This is a genomic window from Ensifer sp. CCNWLY38 (genome assembly GCF_037120565.1).
Lineage (GTDB): Bacteria > Pseudomonadota > Alphaproteobacteria > Rhizobiales > Rhizobiaceae > Ensifer > Ensifer adhaerens_H.
Genome location: NZ_JBBBBO010000002.1, coordinates 301256 through 317823, shown reverse-complemented (window position 1 = coordinate 317823; position 16568 = coordinate 301256). Strand labels below are relative to the sequence as shown.

15 protein-coding genes are annotated in these 16568 nt (G+C 62.2%); 5 read left to right on the top strand and 10 right to left on the bottom strand.

The features are described from left to right. Positions 1-23: 23 nt before the first annotated feature. A complete protein-coding gene (locus V7S54_RS05770; protein WP_065377073.1) occupies positions 24-554 on the top strand; it encodes a gamma carbonic anhydrase family protein in 531 nt (176 codons plus the stop codon). A gap of 60 nt (positions 555-614) precedes the next feature. Here V7S54_RS05770 and V7S54_RS05765 read toward each other — a convergent pair whose 3' ends face one another. The 3 genes from V7S54_RS05765 to V7S54_RS05755 are packed head-to-tail and all read right to left on the bottom strand — an operon-like array spanning position 615 to position 2738. Beyond that, entirely contained in the window at positions 615-1010 is a 396-nt protein-coding gene (locus V7S54_RS05765; RefSeq protein ID WP_065377074.1) for a Fur family transcriptional regulator, read from the bottom strand. Continuing rightward, positions 1010-1840 carry a zinc ABC transporter permease subunit ZnuB gene (znuB, locus tag V7S54_RS05760; protein ID WP_058328725.1) on the bottom strand — a complete coding sequence of 277 codons (831 nt, stop codon included), beginning with the start codon at positions 1838-1840 and terminating at the stop codon, positions 1010-1012. The genes V7S54_RS05765 and znuB overlap by 1 nt, the downstream gene beginning before the upstream one ends. Then, positions 1833-2738 carry an ATP-binding cassette domain-containing protein gene (locus V7S54_RS05755; protein WP_065377075.1) on the bottom strand — a complete coding sequence of 302 codons (906 nt, stop codon included), beginning with the start codon at positions 2736-2738 and terminating at the stop codon, positions 1833-1835. The genes znuB and V7S54_RS05755 overlap by 8 nt, the downstream gene beginning before the upstream one ends. A gap of 184 nt (positions 2739-2922) precedes the next feature. Here V7S54_RS05755 and znuA point away from each other — a divergent pair, with 184 nt between their 5' ends. Beyond that, on the top strand, positions 2923-3945 hold the full coding sequence (gene znuA, locus V7S54_RS05750) for a zinc ABC transporter substrate-binding protein ZnuA (RefSeq protein ID WP_065377076.1): 1023 nt from the start codon (positions 2923-2925) through the stop codon (positions 3943-3945). Between the two features lie 366 nt (positions 3946-4311). Further along, the gene (locus tag V7S54_RS05745) at positions 4312-5514 is read left to right on the top strand and encodes a GTP-binding protein (protein WP_065377077.1); all 1203 of its coding nucleotides are present in this window, start codon (positions 4312-4314) and stop codon (positions 5512-5514) included. A 503-nt stretch (positions 5515-6017) separates the two neighbouring features. Here the strand turns inward: V7S54_RS05745 and V7S54_RS05740 are convergent. Together V7S54_RS05740 and V7S54_RS05735 are read right to left on the bottom strand one after the other, a co-directional pair. Next, positions 6018-6407 (bottom strand): RcnB family protein, encoded by a 390-nt coding sequence (locus V7S54_RS05740; protein ID WP_065377078.1) that lies wholly within the window; start codon positions 6405-6407, stop codon positions 6018-6020. Between the two features lie 124 nt (positions 6408-6531). Further along, entirely contained in the window at positions 6532-8160 is a 1629-nt protein-coding gene (locus V7S54_RS05735) for a glycoside hydrolase family 43 protein (RefSeq protein WP_065377079.1), read from the bottom strand. A gap of 348 nt (positions 8161-8508) precedes the next feature. On the opposite strand from V7S54_RS05735, the gene V7S54_RS05730 reads away from it, so the two are divergent. Together V7S54_RS05730 and V7S54_RS05725 are read left to right on the top strand one after the other, a co-directional pair. Continuing rightward, on the top strand, positions 8509-9084 hold the full coding sequence (locus V7S54_RS05730) for a TRAP transporter small permease subunit (protein WP_065377080.1): 576 nt from the start codon (positions 8509-8511) through the stop codon (positions 9082-9084). Continuing rightward, complete coding sequence (locus V7S54_RS05725) at positions 9081-10871, top strand: TRAP transporter large permease (protein ID WP_065377081.1); 1791 nt, start codon at positions 9081-9083, stop codon at positions 10869-10871. The genes V7S54_RS05730 and V7S54_RS05725 overlap by 4 nt, the downstream gene beginning before the upstream one ends. 349 nt (positions 10872-11220) lie before the next feature. On the opposite strand, the gene V7S54_RS05720 is transcribed toward V7S54_RS05725, so the two are convergent. The 5 genes from V7S54_RS05720 to V7S54_RS05700 all read right to left on the bottom strand — a co-directional run bounded on the left by V7S54_RS05720 (position 11221) and on the right by V7S54_RS05700 (position 16551). Next, positions 11221-11634, bottom strand: coding sequence for a cupin domain-containing protein (locus tag V7S54_RS05720; RefSeq protein ID WP_065377082.1), 414 nt, complete (start codon positions 11632-11634; stop codon positions 11221-11223). A 187-nt stretch (positions 11635-11821) separates the two neighbouring features. Further along, on the bottom strand, positions 11822-12928 hold the full coding sequence (locus V7S54_RS05715; protein ID WP_057254265.1) for a TRAP transporter substrate-binding protein: 1107 nt from the start codon (positions 12926-12928) through the stop codon (positions 11822-11824). A gap of 275 nt (positions 12929-13203) precedes the next feature. Then, positions 13204-14232, bottom strand: coding sequence for an L-glyceraldehyde 3-phosphate reductase (mgrA, locus tag V7S54_RS05710; RefSeq protein WP_065377083.1), 1029 nt, complete (start codon positions 14230-14232; stop codon positions 13204-13206). Between the two features lie 363 nt (positions 14233-14595). Continuing rightward, on the bottom strand, positions 14596-15774 hold the full coding sequence (locus V7S54_RS05705) for a Gfo/Idh/MocA family protein (protein ID WP_336408416.1): 1179 nt from the start codon (positions 15772-15774) through the stop codon (positions 14596-14598). A 15-nt stretch (positions 15775-15789) separates the two neighbouring features. Further along, positions 15790-16551, bottom strand: a complete 762-nt coding sequence (locus V7S54_RS05700) for a sugar phosphate isomerase/epimerase family protein (RefSeq protein WP_065377085.1) — start codon at positions 16549-16551, stop codon at positions 15790-15792. Positions 16552-16568 lie beyond the last annotated feature (17 nt).

The following is a 16568-nucleotide window of genomic DNA, read 5'->3' as shown; positions in this document are numbered from 1 at the left end:
GACGACACGAAGGATACCTGCCGATGCCGCTTTATGCCCTTGGATCGCTTCGCCCGCAGACGCCACCGAAAGGCAGCTACTGGGTGGCGCCGGATGCGAACGTCATCGGTCAGGTCGAGATTGGCGACGAGGTCGGCATCTGGTTTGGCGTGACGCTACGCGGCGACAACGAGCCGATCCGGCTCGGCGCGCGCACCAATATCCAGGAAAATGTCGTCATCCATGTCGACCCGGGCTTCCCGGTCACGATCGGCGAAGGCTGCACCATCGGCCACGGCGCCGTCATCCATGGCTGCACCATCGGCGAGAACTCGCTGATCGGCATGGGCGCGACCGTGCTCAACGGCGCCAAGATCGGCCGTAACTGCCTGGTCGGCGCCAATGCGCTGGTGACCGAGGGCAAGGAATTCCCGGATAATTCGCTGATCGTCGGCGCGCCTGCCAAGGCGATCCGTACGCTGGACGATGCGGCCGTCGAGGGCCTGAAGCGCTCGGCAGCGCATTACGTCAAGAACTGGCGGCGCTACGCTTCGGACCTGACCCGGCTGGACTGAAGCAGATCAACGGAACGAAAGGCGCGAAAGCGGTTCCGCCCTGAATTGGCGGAACCGGACTCAGGCGCAGCTCTGGCAGTGGCCGCGGATCTCGATCGTGGTCTTCTCGGTCTTGAAGTTCTGCCCCCGCGTCAGCGTCGAAAGCCGCTGCTCGATCGCCTCGTCATGGAACTCCGTGACCTGGCCGCAGCCTTCGCAGATGGTAAAGGCGGTGACGCCATGGTCGTGCTCATGATCATGCGGGCAGCTACAGGCGACGAAGGCGTTCAGGCTCTCCAGCCGGTGCACCATGCCGTATTCGAGCAGTTTGTCGAGCGCCCGGTAGACCTGCAGCGGCGCGCGGAAGCCGTGATCGCGCAGCTTGTCGAGGATGGTGTAGGCGCTCATCGGCCCTTCGGAATGGCTGAGCGCATCCATCACCAGCGTCTGGTTCTTGGTCAGTTGCTGCGTAGCCATCAGTGGTGCCCTCCAGGCGTAGAATGATGCGCCGCCTCAACCGGGCGGCGGCCGATCGGTAGTAGACTGAGAACGAAAAGCCCAACGGCTGCAACGACGATAGACGGACCCGATGGCGTATCCCAGTGCAGCGAACCGAAAAGTCCGCCGGTGACGGCAAGCGCACCGATGACGGAGGCGAGAACCGCCATCACCTCCGGCGAGGTCGAGAAGCGGCGCGCGGTTGCCGCCGGGATGATCAGCAGCGAGGTGATCAGGAGGATACCGACGATCTTCATGGCGATCGCGATGACAAGCGCCATCAGCAGCATGAAGAAGAGCCGCGTGCGCTCGGGCTGCAGCCCCTCCGCCTCCGCCAGTTCCGGATTGACCGTGGAGGCCAAGAGCGGCCGCCAGAGATAGACGATGGCGAAGATGACGAGGATGCCGCCGCCCCAGATGATGTCGATGTCGGATTCGGAGACAGCCAGAATGTCGCCGAAGAGGAAGCCGACGAGATCGATGCGCACCCAGGTCATGAAGGCGACGATGACGAGGCCGAAGGAGAGCGCCGAATGGGAGAGAATGCCGAGTAGCGCATCGGTTGAAAGCGCCCCGCGCCGCTGCAGGAAGAGAAGCAGCACCGAGACGACGGCGGCAACGATGAAGACGCTGAGCATCAGGTTGAGTTCAAGAAGCAGCGACAGCGCCACGCCGAGCAGCGCCGAATGCGCCATGGTGTCGCCGAAATAGGCCATGCGCCGCCAGATGACGAAGCAGCCGAGCGGCCCGGCCATGACGGCGATGCCGATGCCGGCAATGAGCGCGCGCACGAAGAAATCGTCAAGCATCGCGCTTCTCCTTCATGTCGTAACCATGCAGCCGCGTATGGTGGCCGCACCCGCAATCCTCGCCATGGTCGTGCACGTTTTCCTCGTCTTCGTGGTGGTGGCCGTCACCGGGGAAACAATGTTCGGTGATCGATCCATCGGCATGGAGCACCCGGCCATCGGGCAGATGGGTGTGGTCATGGTGGTGGCTGTAGACCGCAAGCGTATTGGCCGCGCGCCTGCCGAAGAGCTTCAGGTATTCCGGGCTCTGGCTGACGGCCTGCGGCGTGCCGCGGCAGCAGACATGGCCATTCAGGCAGACGACCGTATCGGTCTCCGCCATCACGATATGCAGGTCGTGCGAGATCAGCAGGATGCCGCAGCCGGTGCGGTTGCGGATCTGCTTGATCAGTTCGTAAAGCGCGATCTCGCCGCTGAAATCGACGCCCTGTACCGGTTCGTCCAGCACCAGCAGGTCGGGCTTGCGGGCGATGGCACGGGCAAGCAGCGCCCGCTGGAACTCGCCGCCTGAGAGATGCTGGACTTCGGCTTTGGCCAGATGCAACACGCCGGTCGCTGACAGCGCCTCCTCGATCTCCCTGCCCTTCAAGGGTCCGGTCAGCGTCATCAACCGCTCCACCGTCAAAGGCAGCGTCCAGTCGACCGCCAGCTTCTGCGGCACGTAGCCAACCTTGAGGCCAGGCTTGCGCTCGACATAGCCCTCGTCGGGTTTAAGCACACCGATCGCCGTCTTTGCCGTCGTCGACTTGCCCGAGCCGTTCGGCCCGATCAGCGTGACGATCTCGCCCGGGCTGATCGAGAACTCGACGCCGCGCACCAGCCAGCGGCCGTTGCGGCGCACGCCGGCATTGCTGAGATTGACCAGCGGCAGCGTTTCTGGGGAGCGGACATTCAGCATGAAAAAATTCCGAATTGGATGGTTGCCACTGGCTATCGCACACGTTATAGCATAACGCAATTGATGTAATAACATTACATTGCTGCTTCAAGCCCTTCAATGGCCTGTTGCATCGATGCTTTGCATGCCCGACAGCGTGCCCGGTCGATAGGGCCAGGCGCGCCATTCAAGCCCGGAGAACCCGATGAAATCGACTTCCGCCCTGCTTTTTGCCTCCACCATGCTGCTTGCCGCGCCCGCCACCGCTGCCGGTCCCAATGTGGTGGTTTCGATCAAGCCGATCCACTCCCTCGTCGCCTCGATCATGCAGGGCGTCGGCGAACCGTCGCTGATCGTCGAGGGCGCCGCTTCGCCGCACACCTACAACATGAAGCCGTCCAACGCCTCTGCCCTGCAGGCGGCAAAAGTGGTCTTCTGGGTCGGCCCCGGCCTTGAAGCCTTCCTCGACAAGCCGCTTGATGCGCTCTCGGGCAGCGCCAAGGTGGTGGAACTCAGCGAAGCGCCGGGCATCGAGAAGCTGAAATTCCGCGAAGGCGGCGCCTTCGAAGCCCACGACCACGGAGATGAGGGCCACGGGGAAGAAGGACACAAGCACGAAGAGAGCGAAGCGGAGCATGATCACGCCGCAGCCCCGGAAGCTGCCGCCGGGCACGATCACGGCCATGATCATGAGCATGGCCACGGCGATACCGACATGCATATGTGGCTCGACCCTGTGAACGCCAAGGCAATGGCTGCCGAGATCGAGAAGACGCTCGCCGAAGCCGATCCGGACAATGCCAGCGCCTACAAGGCCAATCTCGAGGCATTGAACAAGCGGCTGGATGGGCTCGACGCCAAACTCACGGAAACGGTAGCGCCGGTGAAGGACAAGCCCTTCATCGTTTTCCACGACGCCTTCCAGTATTTCGAGCACCGTTACAAGGTCCGCGTCGCCGGCTCGATCACGGTCAGCCCGGAAGTGCTGCCGGGTGCCGAGCGGCTCTCTCAGATCCACGCCAAGATCAAGGAACTTGGCGCGACCTGCGTCTTTGCCGAACCGCAGTTCGAGCCGAAGCTGATCAACGTGGTGATCGAGGGAACACCAGCGAAGTCCGGCACACTCGACGCGGAAGCGGGAACGCTCGATGCCGGCCCGGATCTCTACTTCCAGCTGATGGAAGGAATCGGCACGTCGCTGAAAACCTGCCTCGCCTCGGCAAGCTGATCCGTCCTCCCAAGACGGTATGGGTGGGCGTTCGCTTCTCTCGAATGTGGGGAAGCGCCCGCCTCGCTCCGCTGGCAAAGCGTGAGATGGCATGCTTGCGAGCGGTTACCCCACACTCCGTCATCCTCGCCCTTGTGGCGGGGATCTAGCGACCCGACGTCCGTCGGGTCAAAAGAATCCTCCGGCCCAATGACTTGGGCCAGCTGGATTCCTGTGACAAGCACAGGAATGACGGAGGCGTTGGCCCTGCCTTCATCGGCGGGCCCTCCCGATCAGAGGCGGCTTTGTCAGCAGGCTGAGGCGGGCGATCGTGCTCGCCCTTTTTACCCGCAACAAACGTAACGATATAACATACAGGAATAATCGATGGAGAAGCTCCCTGTCACCGTTCTCTCCGGCTTCCTTGGCGCCGGCAAGACGACGCTGCTCAACCACGTGCTTTCCAATCGCGACGGGCTGCGCGTCGCCGTCATCGTCAACGACATGAGCGAAGTCAACATCGACGCGGCGCTGGTGCGCGATGGCGGTGCCGGCCTCTCGCGCACGGAAGAGCAGCTGGTGGAAATGACCAATGGCTGCATCTGTTGCACGCTGCGCGACGACCTATTGAAAGAGGTCCGCAACCTCGCCGAACAGAACCGCTTCGATTATCTGTTGATCGAATCGAGCGGCATTTCCGAGCCCCTGCCCGTCGCCACCACCTTCGATTTTCGCGACGAGGACGGCGATAGCCTTGCCGATGTCGCCCGCCTCGACACGATGGTCACCGTCGTCGATGCCGTGAACCTGATCGCGGACTATTCCTCGCTCGATTTCCTTGCCGATCGCGGTGAGACGGCAGGCGAAGGCGATGCGCGCACGCTCGTCGACTTGCTTGTCGAGCAGATCGAGTTTGCCGATGTCGTCGTTTTGAACAAGATCGGCACCGCCACGCCCGAACAGGTGGACGCTGCCCGCAAGATAATCGTCGGCCTCAATCCGGATGCTCACCTGATCGAAACCGACTTCGGCAAGGTCAGGCTTCGCGACGTGCTCGGCACCGGCCGCTTCGATCTTGTCAAGGCCGAGCAGCACCCGCTCTGGTACAAGGAGCTCAATGGCTTCAAGGACCATATTCCGGAGACGGAGGAATACGGCATCCGCTCCTTCGTCTATCGCGCGCGGCAACCCCTCGATCCCATGCGCTTCCACGCGTTCCTCAACCGCTCCTGGCCGGGGGTTCTGCGCGCCAAGGGCTTCTTCTGGCTCGCAACCCGTCCGCATTATGTCGGCGGGATCAGCCAGGCGGGTCCGCTCGTCAGGACCGGCAAGGCGGGCCTCTGGTGGTCCGCAGTACCGAAGGAGCAATGGCCGCGTGAACCCGGGTTTCTCGCCGCGGTCGGTCCCTACATCGATCCGGTCTGGGGCGACCGACGACAGGAGATCGTCTTCATCGGCGCAGATCCGATGAGCGAGGCAGAGCTTCGCGCCGAACTCGACGCCTGCCTCATCGCGGAGGAAGCCTTCCGACCGGAGCGCTGGCGTGACCTCGCCGATCCCTTCGCCAACTGGTCGCCGCGAGCCGACTGATGGCAGAAGCCGTGCATACTCCACGCCGACTGCGCTTCATGTGCATGGCGCTCAGCGCCGCCGGGCGGCCGGTGCCGATGTTCGATCCGTTTCTAGGGGAAACGGCTGGGGATGAGGAGACACCTGAGGTACCGGGCGAGGTCGAGTGGTTACTGTTTGGCGAGCGGGAAACTCGCCGACCCTCGGAACGGTAGCGGTGCGCGCCAAGTGAAAGGGCAAACAAAGGCTCGAAGAGGCGCTTGTGAAGTGCACCAGCCGCAAAAACCTCCCTCATTCCTGTGCTTGTCACAGGAATCCAGCCGCGCCGCGTCGGCGGCGCGAGAAAACTCCAGGCGTCCAGCATTCCTTTCGCCGTGCCGACGCACGGCGGCTGGATCTCTGTGACAAGCACAGAGATGAGGGAGGTCTTGGTCGGTGCCAGGCGTCCGGGGGCATCCTCAGAATGATAGAAATGCCATTGCTGGCCAGGGGCGGCGCAACCGCCCCTGGCCAGAAGATTATCCTCACCGCGCGCTCGCCAGCCCGACGATGACGCCGGTTGCAAGGCTGATCAGCAGGAAGTCGTTGTCGACCCGTACCCACTGCTGGCCGCGCGGCGGCGGGCGCAGCCTGTAGTAGCGGTAGTCGCGCACCTGGGCCATGTGGCGACGCTCGGCCGGCGTCAGGCGATGACCGCGTGCCCAGCGTTCCTTCTTCCTGACGATCACCCGCTTCTCGATCGTGACGTGCTTGTCGACGTGGCGATCCACATGGCGATCGACGTGACGATCAACGGGGCGCCGCGTGCGGTCATAGTTCTGCGCCACCTCGAAGGATCCTGCCGGCTGGGCAAGTGCCGCGACCGGCGTGATCAGAACGGAGCTGGCGACGAGCGCGATCAGGAGACGTTTCATTCGGGTGTCCTTTCGTTGTCTTCACCCGGAAAATAGGCCCCGCTTCCTGAACCGAATATGAAACCCCGCGTTACAAATACGTAATGATATCCGTCGCTTATGCTGTATTCCTAATATCCATTATTCAACCTTCCGCAAGGCTGACGTAGCGGAAATGGTCGAAATCGGCCGACTTGCCGCCCCCCGACGTGTCGAAGGCGAACAGGCCGGCAAAAGCGCCGGTGAAGGATCCATGTTCGCCGCGACCGCCCTCGTCCGAAACGGCGCCCGCATCGAGAACCGGACCGATCGCGTGCCAATCCCCTGTTCGCGTCTCCCGCCAGAAGAACTGCAGATCGTTGTCGCGGATCTCCATGGCAAGGTCGATCGGACCGTCGGGGATGGCGATGCCGCTGCCGACAGGGAACTCCAGCCGCCCATGCGGGAAATCGCCGGGGCATGAGAGGATGGTCAGCGCCCGCCCGAGCGTCTCGTGCCAGGTGATGCCGAGCGCATGGAACTTGTGGCGGTTGTAGTAATGCGTCAGGCCCGCGACCTGCTGATAGGTTTCGGCCTTGAAATCGACTGTCGTCTCGGCACGGAAGGAGTGATGTTCCTGTCGGCGGGCGACCAGCGCCTGCTCGAACCAACTGCCGATGCTCTCGCGCCCGAAGAGCCGGAGATGCCCAGGCCGCCATTCCAGCGAAAAGATCCGCTCCGGCTGCGGTGTGCGCAGCCACTGGAACTCGATCGGAAGCGCATAGTCATTGAAATCCGTCTCAACGACGCTCGGGGCCGCCACCTGCTCTACCGGTGCCGGCGCAGGCACCACGACCTCCGGCACCGGGCCGCCGCTTTCGAGATAGAGCCAGCCGTCGTCTCGCCACACACATTTCTGCAGCGCCGTCTCGCGGCCGAGCGTGCAGCGGCGCTGCGGCAGCAACGGCCGGCCGGCAAGATGGGTGTGATAGGCCTGACCATCAGGTGTTTCGACATATTGCCCGTGGCCGGCGCGCTGCAACGGCGCCTCCGGGTGATCCTTTGATGTGATCAGGTAGGTATCCGGATGCATCTCGTAGGGACCATCGATCGTGCGCGACCGCGCCATGGTCACGGCATGATCATATCCGGTGCCACCTTCCGCCGTCGTCAGGTAGTACCAGCCATTGCGTTTGAAGAGATGCGGCCCTTCGACCAGGCCGAGCGCCGAGCCCGCAAAGATGTTCTTCACCGGACCGACGAGCTTGCGTGTACGTTCGTCCCACTCCTGCAGCAAAATGCCGTCGAAAGCCGGATGCTTCGGCGAACCGCCGAAACTCTCCGTGCGATGGTTCCATTTCATGTTGAGGAACCACTTGCGGCCATCGTCGTCGTGGAAGAGCGACGGATCGAATCCGGAGGAATTGACGTAGACCGGATCCGACCAGGTCGCCTCGATCGCCTCCGCCGTAACGATGTAGTTGTGCGCGTCCTTGAAGTTGCCGTCGAAGCGCTTGACGTCGGTATAAACCAGCCAGAACAGCCCGTCGTTGTAGGACAGACACGGCGCCCACACGCCGCAGCTATCAGGGTTGCCGCGCATGTCGAGCTGGCTTGCCCGCTCCAGCGGCCGACGCACGAGCCGCCAGTTCACCAGATCGCGCGAATGATGGATCTGCACGCCCGGATACCATTCGAAGGTGGAGGTCGCGATGTAGTAATCGTCGCCGACGCGGCAGATCGAAGGGTCCGGGTTGAACCCCTTCAGGATCGGGTTGCGGATCATGGCAGTCATGGGTTTCGGCGTCCTCCGTTGGTGCGCACATCCGATCTCAAAAATCATACGATTTCAAGACTGCAACGTTGCAGTAAGACGTTCAGGCACCTCTCTGTGGCCGTCTTTCCACACCGATTCGCGCGGCTGACGCGCCGGCGGCAACCGTCCGCCCGTGCTCAAACCGACGAAGAGTAACGGGTTTGCACAAACAATGGGCAGAGCGCCGTGACAGCTTATTCTACTTTAGTCGGAGGCGGCCGAACTACACGGGAAAATCGTACCTCGGACTTGAACGCGCGCTTGAAATCGGCACTCTGGCTGTGCTTGGCACAACAACCATAAAAAGCCATCGCGGGGAGGAAATCGATGAGAGCTTTGCTCGGCTTCAGCCGATTAATAGACACGATCACGGAATTCATCGGAAAGAGCGTTTCATGGCTGATCCTGGCGGCTGTGCTCGTCAGCGCCGGCAACGCCGTGATCCGCAAGATCTTCAACATGTCGTCGAACGCCTGGCTCGAGGCACAGTGGTATCTGTTCGGCGCCGCCTTCATGTTTGCCGCCGCCTACACGCTGAGCCAGAACGAGCACATCCGCATCGACGTGGTCTACGGCCAGTTCTCGCGCCGCGTGCAGCACTGGATCGATCTGCTCGGACACCTGCTGTTCCTGATGCCCTTCGTTCTCCTGGTGCTTTATTACCTCTTCCCCTACGTGAAGATGTCCTACATCTCGGGCGAAGTCTCCTCCTCAGCCGGCGGTCTGATCATCTGGCCGGCCAAGGCCATCCTGCTTGTCGGCTTCCTGCTGCTCGCCTTCCAGGGTGTGTCGGAAATCATCAAGAAGATCGCGATCATGACCGGAAACATGGAAGATCCGACACCCTATGTGCCGACCCATGCGCCGCTTGACGATGTTGTGTCTCCGGAGACCCGTCCATGATCGAATTCATTGCTGAAAACCTGGCGCCGATCATGTTCGCGTCGCTGATCGTGTTCCTGCTCTTGGGATACCCGGTCGCCTTCTCGCTCGCCGCCAACGGCCTGCTGTTCTTCATCATCGGCGTCGAGCTCGCGCCGCTGTCGGACTCGATCAATCTTTCCTGGCCGCTGCTCAATGCACTGCCGGACCGGTTCTGGGGGGTGATGTCAAACGACACATTGCTCGCCATCCCCTTCTTTACTTTCATGGGGATCGTGCTCGAGAAATCGGGCATGGCCGAAGACCTGCTCGACACCGTCGGCCAGCTCTTCGGCCCGATTCGCGGTGGTCTCGCCTATGCGGTCATCTTCGTCGGCGCGCTGCTCGCGGCCACCACCGGTGTCGTTGCCGCCTCGGTCATCGCCATGGGCCTGATCTCGCTGCCGATCATGCTGCGCTACGGCTATGACAGGAAGGTCGCCTCGGGCGTCATCGCGGCTTCGGGTACGCTTGCCCAGATCATCCCGCCATCGCTCGTCCTGATCGTTCTTGCCGACCAGCTCGGCCGCTCGGTCGGCGACATGTACGCCGGCGCCCTGATCCCGGGCCTCGTGCTGACCGGCCTTTACATGGTCTACATCCTGCTGATGACCTTCATCCGGCGCGATTCGATGCCGGCCCTGCCGCTGGAAGCCCGCACGCTCGGTTCCGGCGTCACGTCGCTCGCCGTTGCGCTGGCGGTGGCGGTAGGCATCGCGTATGCTGCCCACGTCTATCTCTACCCGACCCAGGGCGAGAATGCCGACATCCTCGGCGGCACCGTCGGCGTCATCGTCATCTACGTCGTCGCGCTTATCGACCGCGGTCTGAAGATCAACGCAATGTCGAGGCTTGCCCAGCAGGTCATCATCGTGCTGATCCCGCCCTTGGCGCTGATCTTCCTCGTCCTCGGCACCATCTTCCTCGGCATCGCGACGCCGACCGAAGGCGGTGCGATGGGCGCCGTCGGTGCGCTGATCATGGCAGCCGCCAAGGGCCGTCTCAACATGGACGTGGTGCGCGGGGCGCTCACGGCAACGACCCGGCTTTCGGCCTTCGTGCTGTTCATCCTGATCGGTGCGCGCGTCTTCTCGCTCACCTTCTATGGCGTCAACGGCCACATCTGGGTCGAACACCTGCTGACGGCGATGCCGGGCGGCGAAACCGGCTTCCTCATTGCCGTCAACCTGCTCGTCTTCTTCCTGGCCTTCTTCCTGGATTTCTTCGAGCTCGCCTTCATCATCGTGCCGCTCCTGGCGCCCGCCGCCGACAAGCTCGGCATCGACCTCATCTGGTTCGGCGTTCTGCTCGGCATCAACATGCAGACGAGCTTCATGCACCCGCCCTTTGGCTTTGCGCTCTTCTATCTGCGCTCGGTCGCGGCAAAGGTGCCCTATCTGGACAAGATCACCGGCAAGACGATCCAGCCTGTCACCACAGGCCAGATCTACTGGGGTGCGGTCCCCTTCGTCGGCATCCAGATTGTGATGGTGGCGCTGACGATCATGTTCCCGCAAATGGTCATGCACTACAAGGGAACGGGCACTGGCGTCGATCCGAACACGATCAAGATCGAGGTGCCGGGCTTTGCGCCGGGCGGCGGCCTGACGCTGCCGGACAATGGCGGTGACCTCGGCCTTCCCGGCGGCCTGCAGCTTCCAGGCGGCAGCCCGCTCGACCAGAAGCCTGCCGATCAGAACGGCGGCTCGGGCGCCCAGCCCCAGACGGCTCCGTCCAACGACCTCAGCCAGCCGCCTTCGTTCAAGTAGGGCGACCGGCAGACAGACAGAGGGCGGCCCCGCAAAGGGCCGCCCTTCTATTTTGGCGAAAAGATGCATCCGATCATCGGAAGCTTGCCGAGAGGCGCTGGTGCCTGCCAAAACCTCCCTCATTCCCGTGCTCGTCACAGGAATCCAGTCAGCCCAAGTCCTTGGGCTTAAAGAGTCTTTGATCCGACAGACGTCGGCTCGCTGGATCTCCGCCACAAGGGCGAAGATGAGGGGAGTGGAATACCCCACTCGCCGAGAGATCATCTTCCGACTTTGACTTCAGCCAAAGAGCAGCCCTTTGTGCCGTCCGTCCACCTGAGCGATTGCTGTATTCGACCACCGATGCCACTCACTCCAGCCGTTTCGCCGGATTGTCTCGATACCAGTCGACGATCATCGGCATCATCTCTTCGAACGGGCCGCCGACATAGACGTTGAGCAGACCCATGCGCGATGCGCTCTCATTGCGGAAATCATGCATCGTTCCGCGCGGGATGACGCAGAGCGAGCCCTTGGCCATCTGGTGCCAGGTGTCGCCGACCAGGATGCTGGCGGTGCCCTCGATGACGTAGAAGATTTCGTCATTGTCGTCGTGCTTGTGAGCGCCGGGCCCTTCATGCCGGGCATCGAGCCACCATTCCGAGATCGAAAAGCGGCCTAGGGTTTCCGGACCATCGGCTTTGAAGACAGCCTGTATGGCGCCCATGTCGTATCGACGGCCCTCGTCGGGGCGGAGCACGACCGATTGGCCTTCGCTTGGCATTGCACCTTCTCCCTTCCATCCAAGGCCGCAACCATACCACGAAACCGCTGCCGTGCCGCGCCTCCTGCGCATGCGTAGGGATCAGAAATGCAGGGTCGTCGGGACGCCGGCGGCCTCCGGCCGAAACGAAAAAGCCGCCCGCAACAGACGTTGCGAGCGGCCTTTAATCATCAGCAACAGCGAAAGCTTAGAGCTTGCCGCCGCGCTGCTGGATCATCATGAAGGTGTCGTAGTTGTATTCGGCGATCTGGGCGTTGAGGTAGTATTCGCCGCGGAAGGCCTTGATCGAGTCCCAGATCTTCTTGAAGGTCGGGTTCGAGTCTTCCATTTCGGCATAGACTTCGTTCGCCTTGTCGAAGCAGGCCGACAGGATTTCGGCGCTGAACGGGCTGAGCTTGGCACCGGAAGCCACCAGGCGCTTGATTGCCGACGGGTTCAGGTAGTCATACTTCTGCAGCATGTTCGCGTCGGTCGCCTGGCAGGCGGTGCGCAGCAGCGACTGGTAGTTCTTCGGCAAGCCGTCGAAGGCCGCCTTGTTGAACATGGCGTGGACCGTCGGGCCACCTTCCCACCAGCCGGGATAGTAGTAGTAGGGCGCGACCTTGTAGAAGCCGAGCTTCTCGTCGTCATAGGGGCCGACCCATTCGGCGGCGTCGATGGTGCCCTTTTCGAGCGCCGGATAGATGTCGCCGCCGGCGATCTGCTGCGGCACGACGCCGAGCTTCTCGACGACCTTGCCGGCGAAGCCCCCGATGCGCATCTTCAGGCCCTGCATATCGGCGACCGTCTTGATCTCCTTGCGGAACCAGCCGCCCATCTGCACGCCGGTATTACCATTGGGGAAACCGACGAGGCCCTGGGTTCCCAGGAACTCGTTGAAGAGATCGATACCGCCGCCGTGGTAGTGCCAGGCGTTCATGCCGCGCGCATTGAGCGCGAAGGGAACGGCGGCACCAAGCGCCCAGGTCGGGTCCTTGCCCCAGTAATAGTAGGAAACCGTGTGGCAAGCCTCGACCGTACCGGCAGCCGCCGCGTCAGCAGCCTGCAGGCCGGGGACGATTTCGCCGGCGGCGAAGACCTGAATCTGGAAGTTGCCGTCGGTCGCTTCCGACACATGCTTCGCCAGCACTTCACCGCCGCCATAGATCGTGTCGAGCGACTTCGGGAACGACGATGCCAGGCGCCAGTTGATCTTGGGGTTTGCCTGCGCAATGGCCGGCGTTGCAAGCGCGGCAGCACCCGCTGCGGCCAAGCCACCGAGGCTTGCGTTTTTGATAAATGAACGGCGATCCATGGTTCCTCCCCTAGTTCTCGCCAAAAGGGCGGCCGCGATCAGCGCTACCACCCATCAATCCACCCTGCCCCTTCCCGGACGACGGTGGCTCCTCCTCGTTAACCTGCCGAAACGACGCAAATCGGCGTCGCGATCGACCGGCATTCCAGCACCTTACAGAAACACCGGACCATGTCCAGAAGGCGCTTTCCGGCACCTATTCGACTTTTGTCTAATGCGCCGGAAAGCAGGCAATTTTGCCCAAAATGCAGGCAAATCAATGTTTTCAGCCGAAATTAGCGTTCGGCCGACGATGCCCAGAGGTTGATGTCGGCCTCACGCGCATAAAGATCGATCTCGGCCAGCTCCTCCGCCGTGAACGTGTCGTTTTCCAGCGCCTTGACGCAATCGACGATCTGTTCGGAGCGGCTGGCGCCGATCAGCGCCGAGGTGATCCGGCCGTTGCGCAGCACCCAGGCAAGCGCCATCTGCGCCAGAGTCTGGCCGCGCTTTTCGGCAATGCCGTTGAGCTTGCGGATATTGTCGATGATCTCCGGGCGGATGAAGTCCTTCTTGAGGAAGTGGTTCTGTGCCGCGCGGCTGTCCGTCGGAATGCCCTGCAGATACTTGGTCGTCAGCATGCCCTGCGCAAGCGGCGAGAACACGATCGAGCCGATGCCGAGATCTTCGAGCGTGTGGATGAGACCGTCGTCCTCGACCCAGCGGTTGAGCATCGAATAGCTCGGCTGGTGAATGAGGCACGGCGTGCCGAGGTCTTTCAGAATCGCGGCCGCTTCGCGGGTGCGCTGCGAATTGTAGGAGGAAATGCCGACATAAAGCGCCCTGCCCGAACGCACGATATGGTCGAGCGCGCCGCAGGTTTCTTCGAGCGGCGTGTCCGGATCGAAGCGGTGCGAATAGAAGATGTCGACATAGTCGAGGCCCATGCGCTTCAGGCTCTGGTCGCAGGAGGCGATCATGTACTTGCGGCTGCCCCATTCGCCGTAGGGACCGGCCCACATGTCATAGCCGGCCTTGGACGAGATGATCAGCTCGTCGCGCAGATGCGCGAAATCCGTGCGCATGATTTCGCCGAAGGCAGTCTCGGCCGAGCCCGGAGGCGGGCCGTAATTGTTGGCGAGGTCGAAATGGGTGATGCCGAGGTCAAACGCGGTGCGGCACATGTCGACCTTGCGGTCATGGGCCGTGTCGCCGCCGAAATTGTGCCAGAGCCCCAGCGAGATTGCCGGCAGCTTCAGGCCGGAGCGGCCGACGCGGTTATACTTCATGGTGTCGTAGCGGTTTTCCGCCGGTAGCCAGGTCATCGCACAATCCTCCGCGATCCGTATCCGGATGGCGGCATGCACCTACCATCCCTTAAAGGAGAAGGGTTTCCGCGGTACGGAAACCCAAGCTGCTGTCAAAGACATCTCTTATCATCGAAAGCGCGCGAGGGAAGCTTGGCGCCACCCAAAACCTCCGTCATTCCTGTGCCTGTCACAGGAATCCAGCAAGCCCAAGTCTTTGGGCTTAAAAGTCTTTTGACCCGACGGACGTCGGGTCGCTGGATCCCCGCCACAAGGGCGAGGATGAGGGAGAATAGGTGCCACTCCTACCCAAAAGCCAGCCTTCTGTGTTCATGACCAGGGAGCGTAGTTGTGAACCCCTGGTCACAAAAGAGCGGTCAGCTATGAGGCAGCGGCGCTTCGTTCGACGGACACCTCTTCTTCCACCTCACGCAGAAGCGCCCTTGCCTCCTCGATACCGAGGCCGGCCGGCTGGGTGCAGGTGGTGGAGAGTTCGATGAAACGACCCTCCTCGCCGGATTTCAGGATCGAAACCATGACATCGACGCCGTGCAGCGCGCGGTCGAGCGAGCAGCGGGCGTCGCGGCCTTCGAGGATCGCCTGCGCCATGTCGGCAAGGCCGGCGGTGCGGTAGTTCGCCATCGGTCCCTGCGGATGTTCCTGGTTCTCAATGCCGAAGGGATGATCCCAGGGCTCCAGCGGCTGGATATCCTTGTCGCGCCCACTGGCCTCGACCTTGCCGCCGAAGAAATTCGGATCGGGCACGTAGAGCGAGCCTTCGGTGCCATAGATCTCCATATTGGCATGGCGATGCGACCAGACATCCCAGCTCGCCGACAGCGTGATCGTCGCGCCGTTCGCAAATTCGAGCAGCGCGTGGATGTTGGTCGGAGTCTTGACCGGGATTTCCTCGCCCTTGCGCGGTTCGCTGGTGATCGTGCGGGTCGGATTGGCCATCGTGGCAAGAGCCGCCACACGCTTCACTGGTCCGATCAGGTTGATCAGGTTGGCAATGTAATAGGGACCGAGATCGAGGATCGGGCCGCCGCCGGGCAGGAAGAAGAAGTCCGGGTTCGGATGCCACATCTCCATGCCCGGGCTCATGACGTGGCAGGTGCCCGAGGTCACTCGGCCGATCTTGCCGGCATCGATGGTGCTGCGGGCAAGCTGGTGCGCGCCGCCGAGGAAGGTATCCGGCGCGCAACCGACGGAGAGGCCCTTCGCCTTGGCGATCGCCTTGAGTTCCTCGCCCTGCTCGAGCGAAAGCACCAGTGGCTTTTCCGAATAGACATGCTTGCCGGCTTCGAGGATCGCCTTCGAGACCGGATAGTGCGCGTCCGGGATCGTCAGGTTGACGACGATGTCGACAGCCGGATTGGCCAGCAGCGCCTCGATGCTCTGGGCCTTAACGCCGTATTCGGCCGCCCGCACCTCGGCGGCTGCCGGGTTGATGTCGGCGCAGGCGACAACCTTGATGCCCTTAAAGAGCGGCGCGAGCTTGAAGTAGGTGGTGGAGATATTGCCGCATCCGATGATGCCGACGCCAAGTTCCTTGGTCATGGATGAACCTGCTTCTCAATAGGATTGGATGGAGGCGAGCGAGCGCTTGGCGAAGCGCTTGAAATCGCTCGGATTGTCGTGCTCGGCGATGAAGTAGCGGGCCTTGGTGCCGGAAAGCGCCGCAAACAGGCCCTTCCAGTCGACGGTACCCTCGCCGACATCGGCCCAACCGTCCTCGTCCTTCTTCTCGCCCGTCGGCGCGATGTCCTTCACATGCACGGCGGTGATGCGGTCGCCGTATTTCTTGATCCAGGCGATCGGGTCGGCGCCGCCGCGGATGATCCAGGCGATGTCGGCTTCCCAGGAAAGATCCGGTCCGCCTGCAAAGATCAGGTCCTGCGGGATGCTGCCGTCCGGAAGAGCAAAGAACTCGAAGTCGTGGTTGTGCCAGCCAAAGATCAGCCCGGCGTCGCGATAGGGCTTGCCGGCCTTCTGCAGCCGCTCGCCGAAGGCACGCCAGCCGGCCGCATCCGTCGGGCGCTGGTCGGGCATCAGGTAGGGGCAATAGATCGCCTTGATGCCGAGCGCCTTGGCGATTTCGAGCACGCGGGCCGGATCGCTTTCGAGCATGTCCAGGCCAAAGTGCGCCGTCGGCATGGCGAGACCATTGCTGTCGAGCCCTTCCTTGAAGCTGGCGATCTCGGCGTCGCTGAGCGCCGCATAGAGCGCGCCATAACCTTCGACCTGGCTATAGCCGGCCTGCCCGAGCGCTTCGAGCACATTGGCGAAAGGCGGGAAATTACGGGCGCTATAAAGCTGGAAACTGACGTCCTTCATGAAATCCTCCTCGATTT

Coding starts and splice junctions, on each gene's coding strand:
- V7S54_RS05770 (WP_065377073.1), top strand. CDS start 24: ATGCCGCTTTATGCCCTTGGATCGCTTCGCCCGCAGACGCCACCGAAA.
- V7S54_RS05765 (WP_065377074.1), bottom strand. CDS start 1,010: ATGGCTACGCAGCAACTGACCAAGAACCAGACGCTGGTGATGGATGCG.
- znuB (WP_058328725.1), bottom strand. CDS start 1,840: ATGCTTGACGATTTCTTCGTGCGCGCGCTCATTGCCGGCATCGGCATC.
- V7S54_RS05755 (WP_065377075.1), bottom strand. CDS start 2,738: ATGCTGAATGTCCGCTCCCCAGAAACGCTGCCGCTGGTCAATCTCAGC.
- znuA (WP_065377076.1), top strand. CDS start 2,923: ATGAAATCGACTTCCGCCCTGCTTTTTGCCTCCACCATGCTGCTTGCC.
- V7S54_RS05745 (WP_065377077.1), top strand. CDS start 4,312: ATGGAGAAGCTCCCTGTCACCGTTCTCTCCGGCTTCCTTGGCGCCGGC.
- V7S54_RS05740 (WP_065377078.1), bottom strand. CDS start 6,407: ATGAAACGTCTCCTGATCGCGCTCGTCGCCAGCTCCGTTCTGATCACG.
- V7S54_RS05735 (WP_065377079.1), bottom strand. CDS start 8,160: ATGACTGCCATGATCCGCAACCCGATCCTGAAGGGGTTCAACCCGGAC.
- V7S54_RS05730 (WP_065377080.1), top strand. CDS start 8,509: ATGAGAGCTTTGCTCGGCTTCAGCCGATTAATAGACACGATCACGGAA.
- V7S54_RS05725 (WP_065377081.1), top strand. CDS start 9,081: ATGATCGAATTCATTGCTGAAAACCTGGCGCCGATCATGTTCGCGTCG.
- V7S54_RS05720 (WP_065377082.1), bottom strand. CDS start 11,634: ATGCCAAGCGAAGGCCAATCGGTCGTGCTCCGCCCCGACGAGGGCCGT.
- V7S54_RS05715 (WP_057254265.1), bottom strand. CDS start 12,928: ATGGATCGCCGTTCATTTATCAAAAACGCAAGCCTCGGTGGCTTGGCC.
- mgrA (WP_065377083.1), bottom strand. CDS start 14,232: ATGACCTGGCTACCGGCGGAAAACCGCTACGACACCATGAAGTATAAC.
- V7S54_RS05705 (WP_336408416.1), bottom strand. CDS start 15,774: ATGACCAAGGAACTTGGCGTCGGCATCATCGGATGCGGCAATATCTCC.
- V7S54_RS05700 (WP_065377085.1), bottom strand. CDS start 16,551: ATGAAGGACGTCAGTTTCCAGCTTTATAGCGCCCGTAATTTCCCGCCT.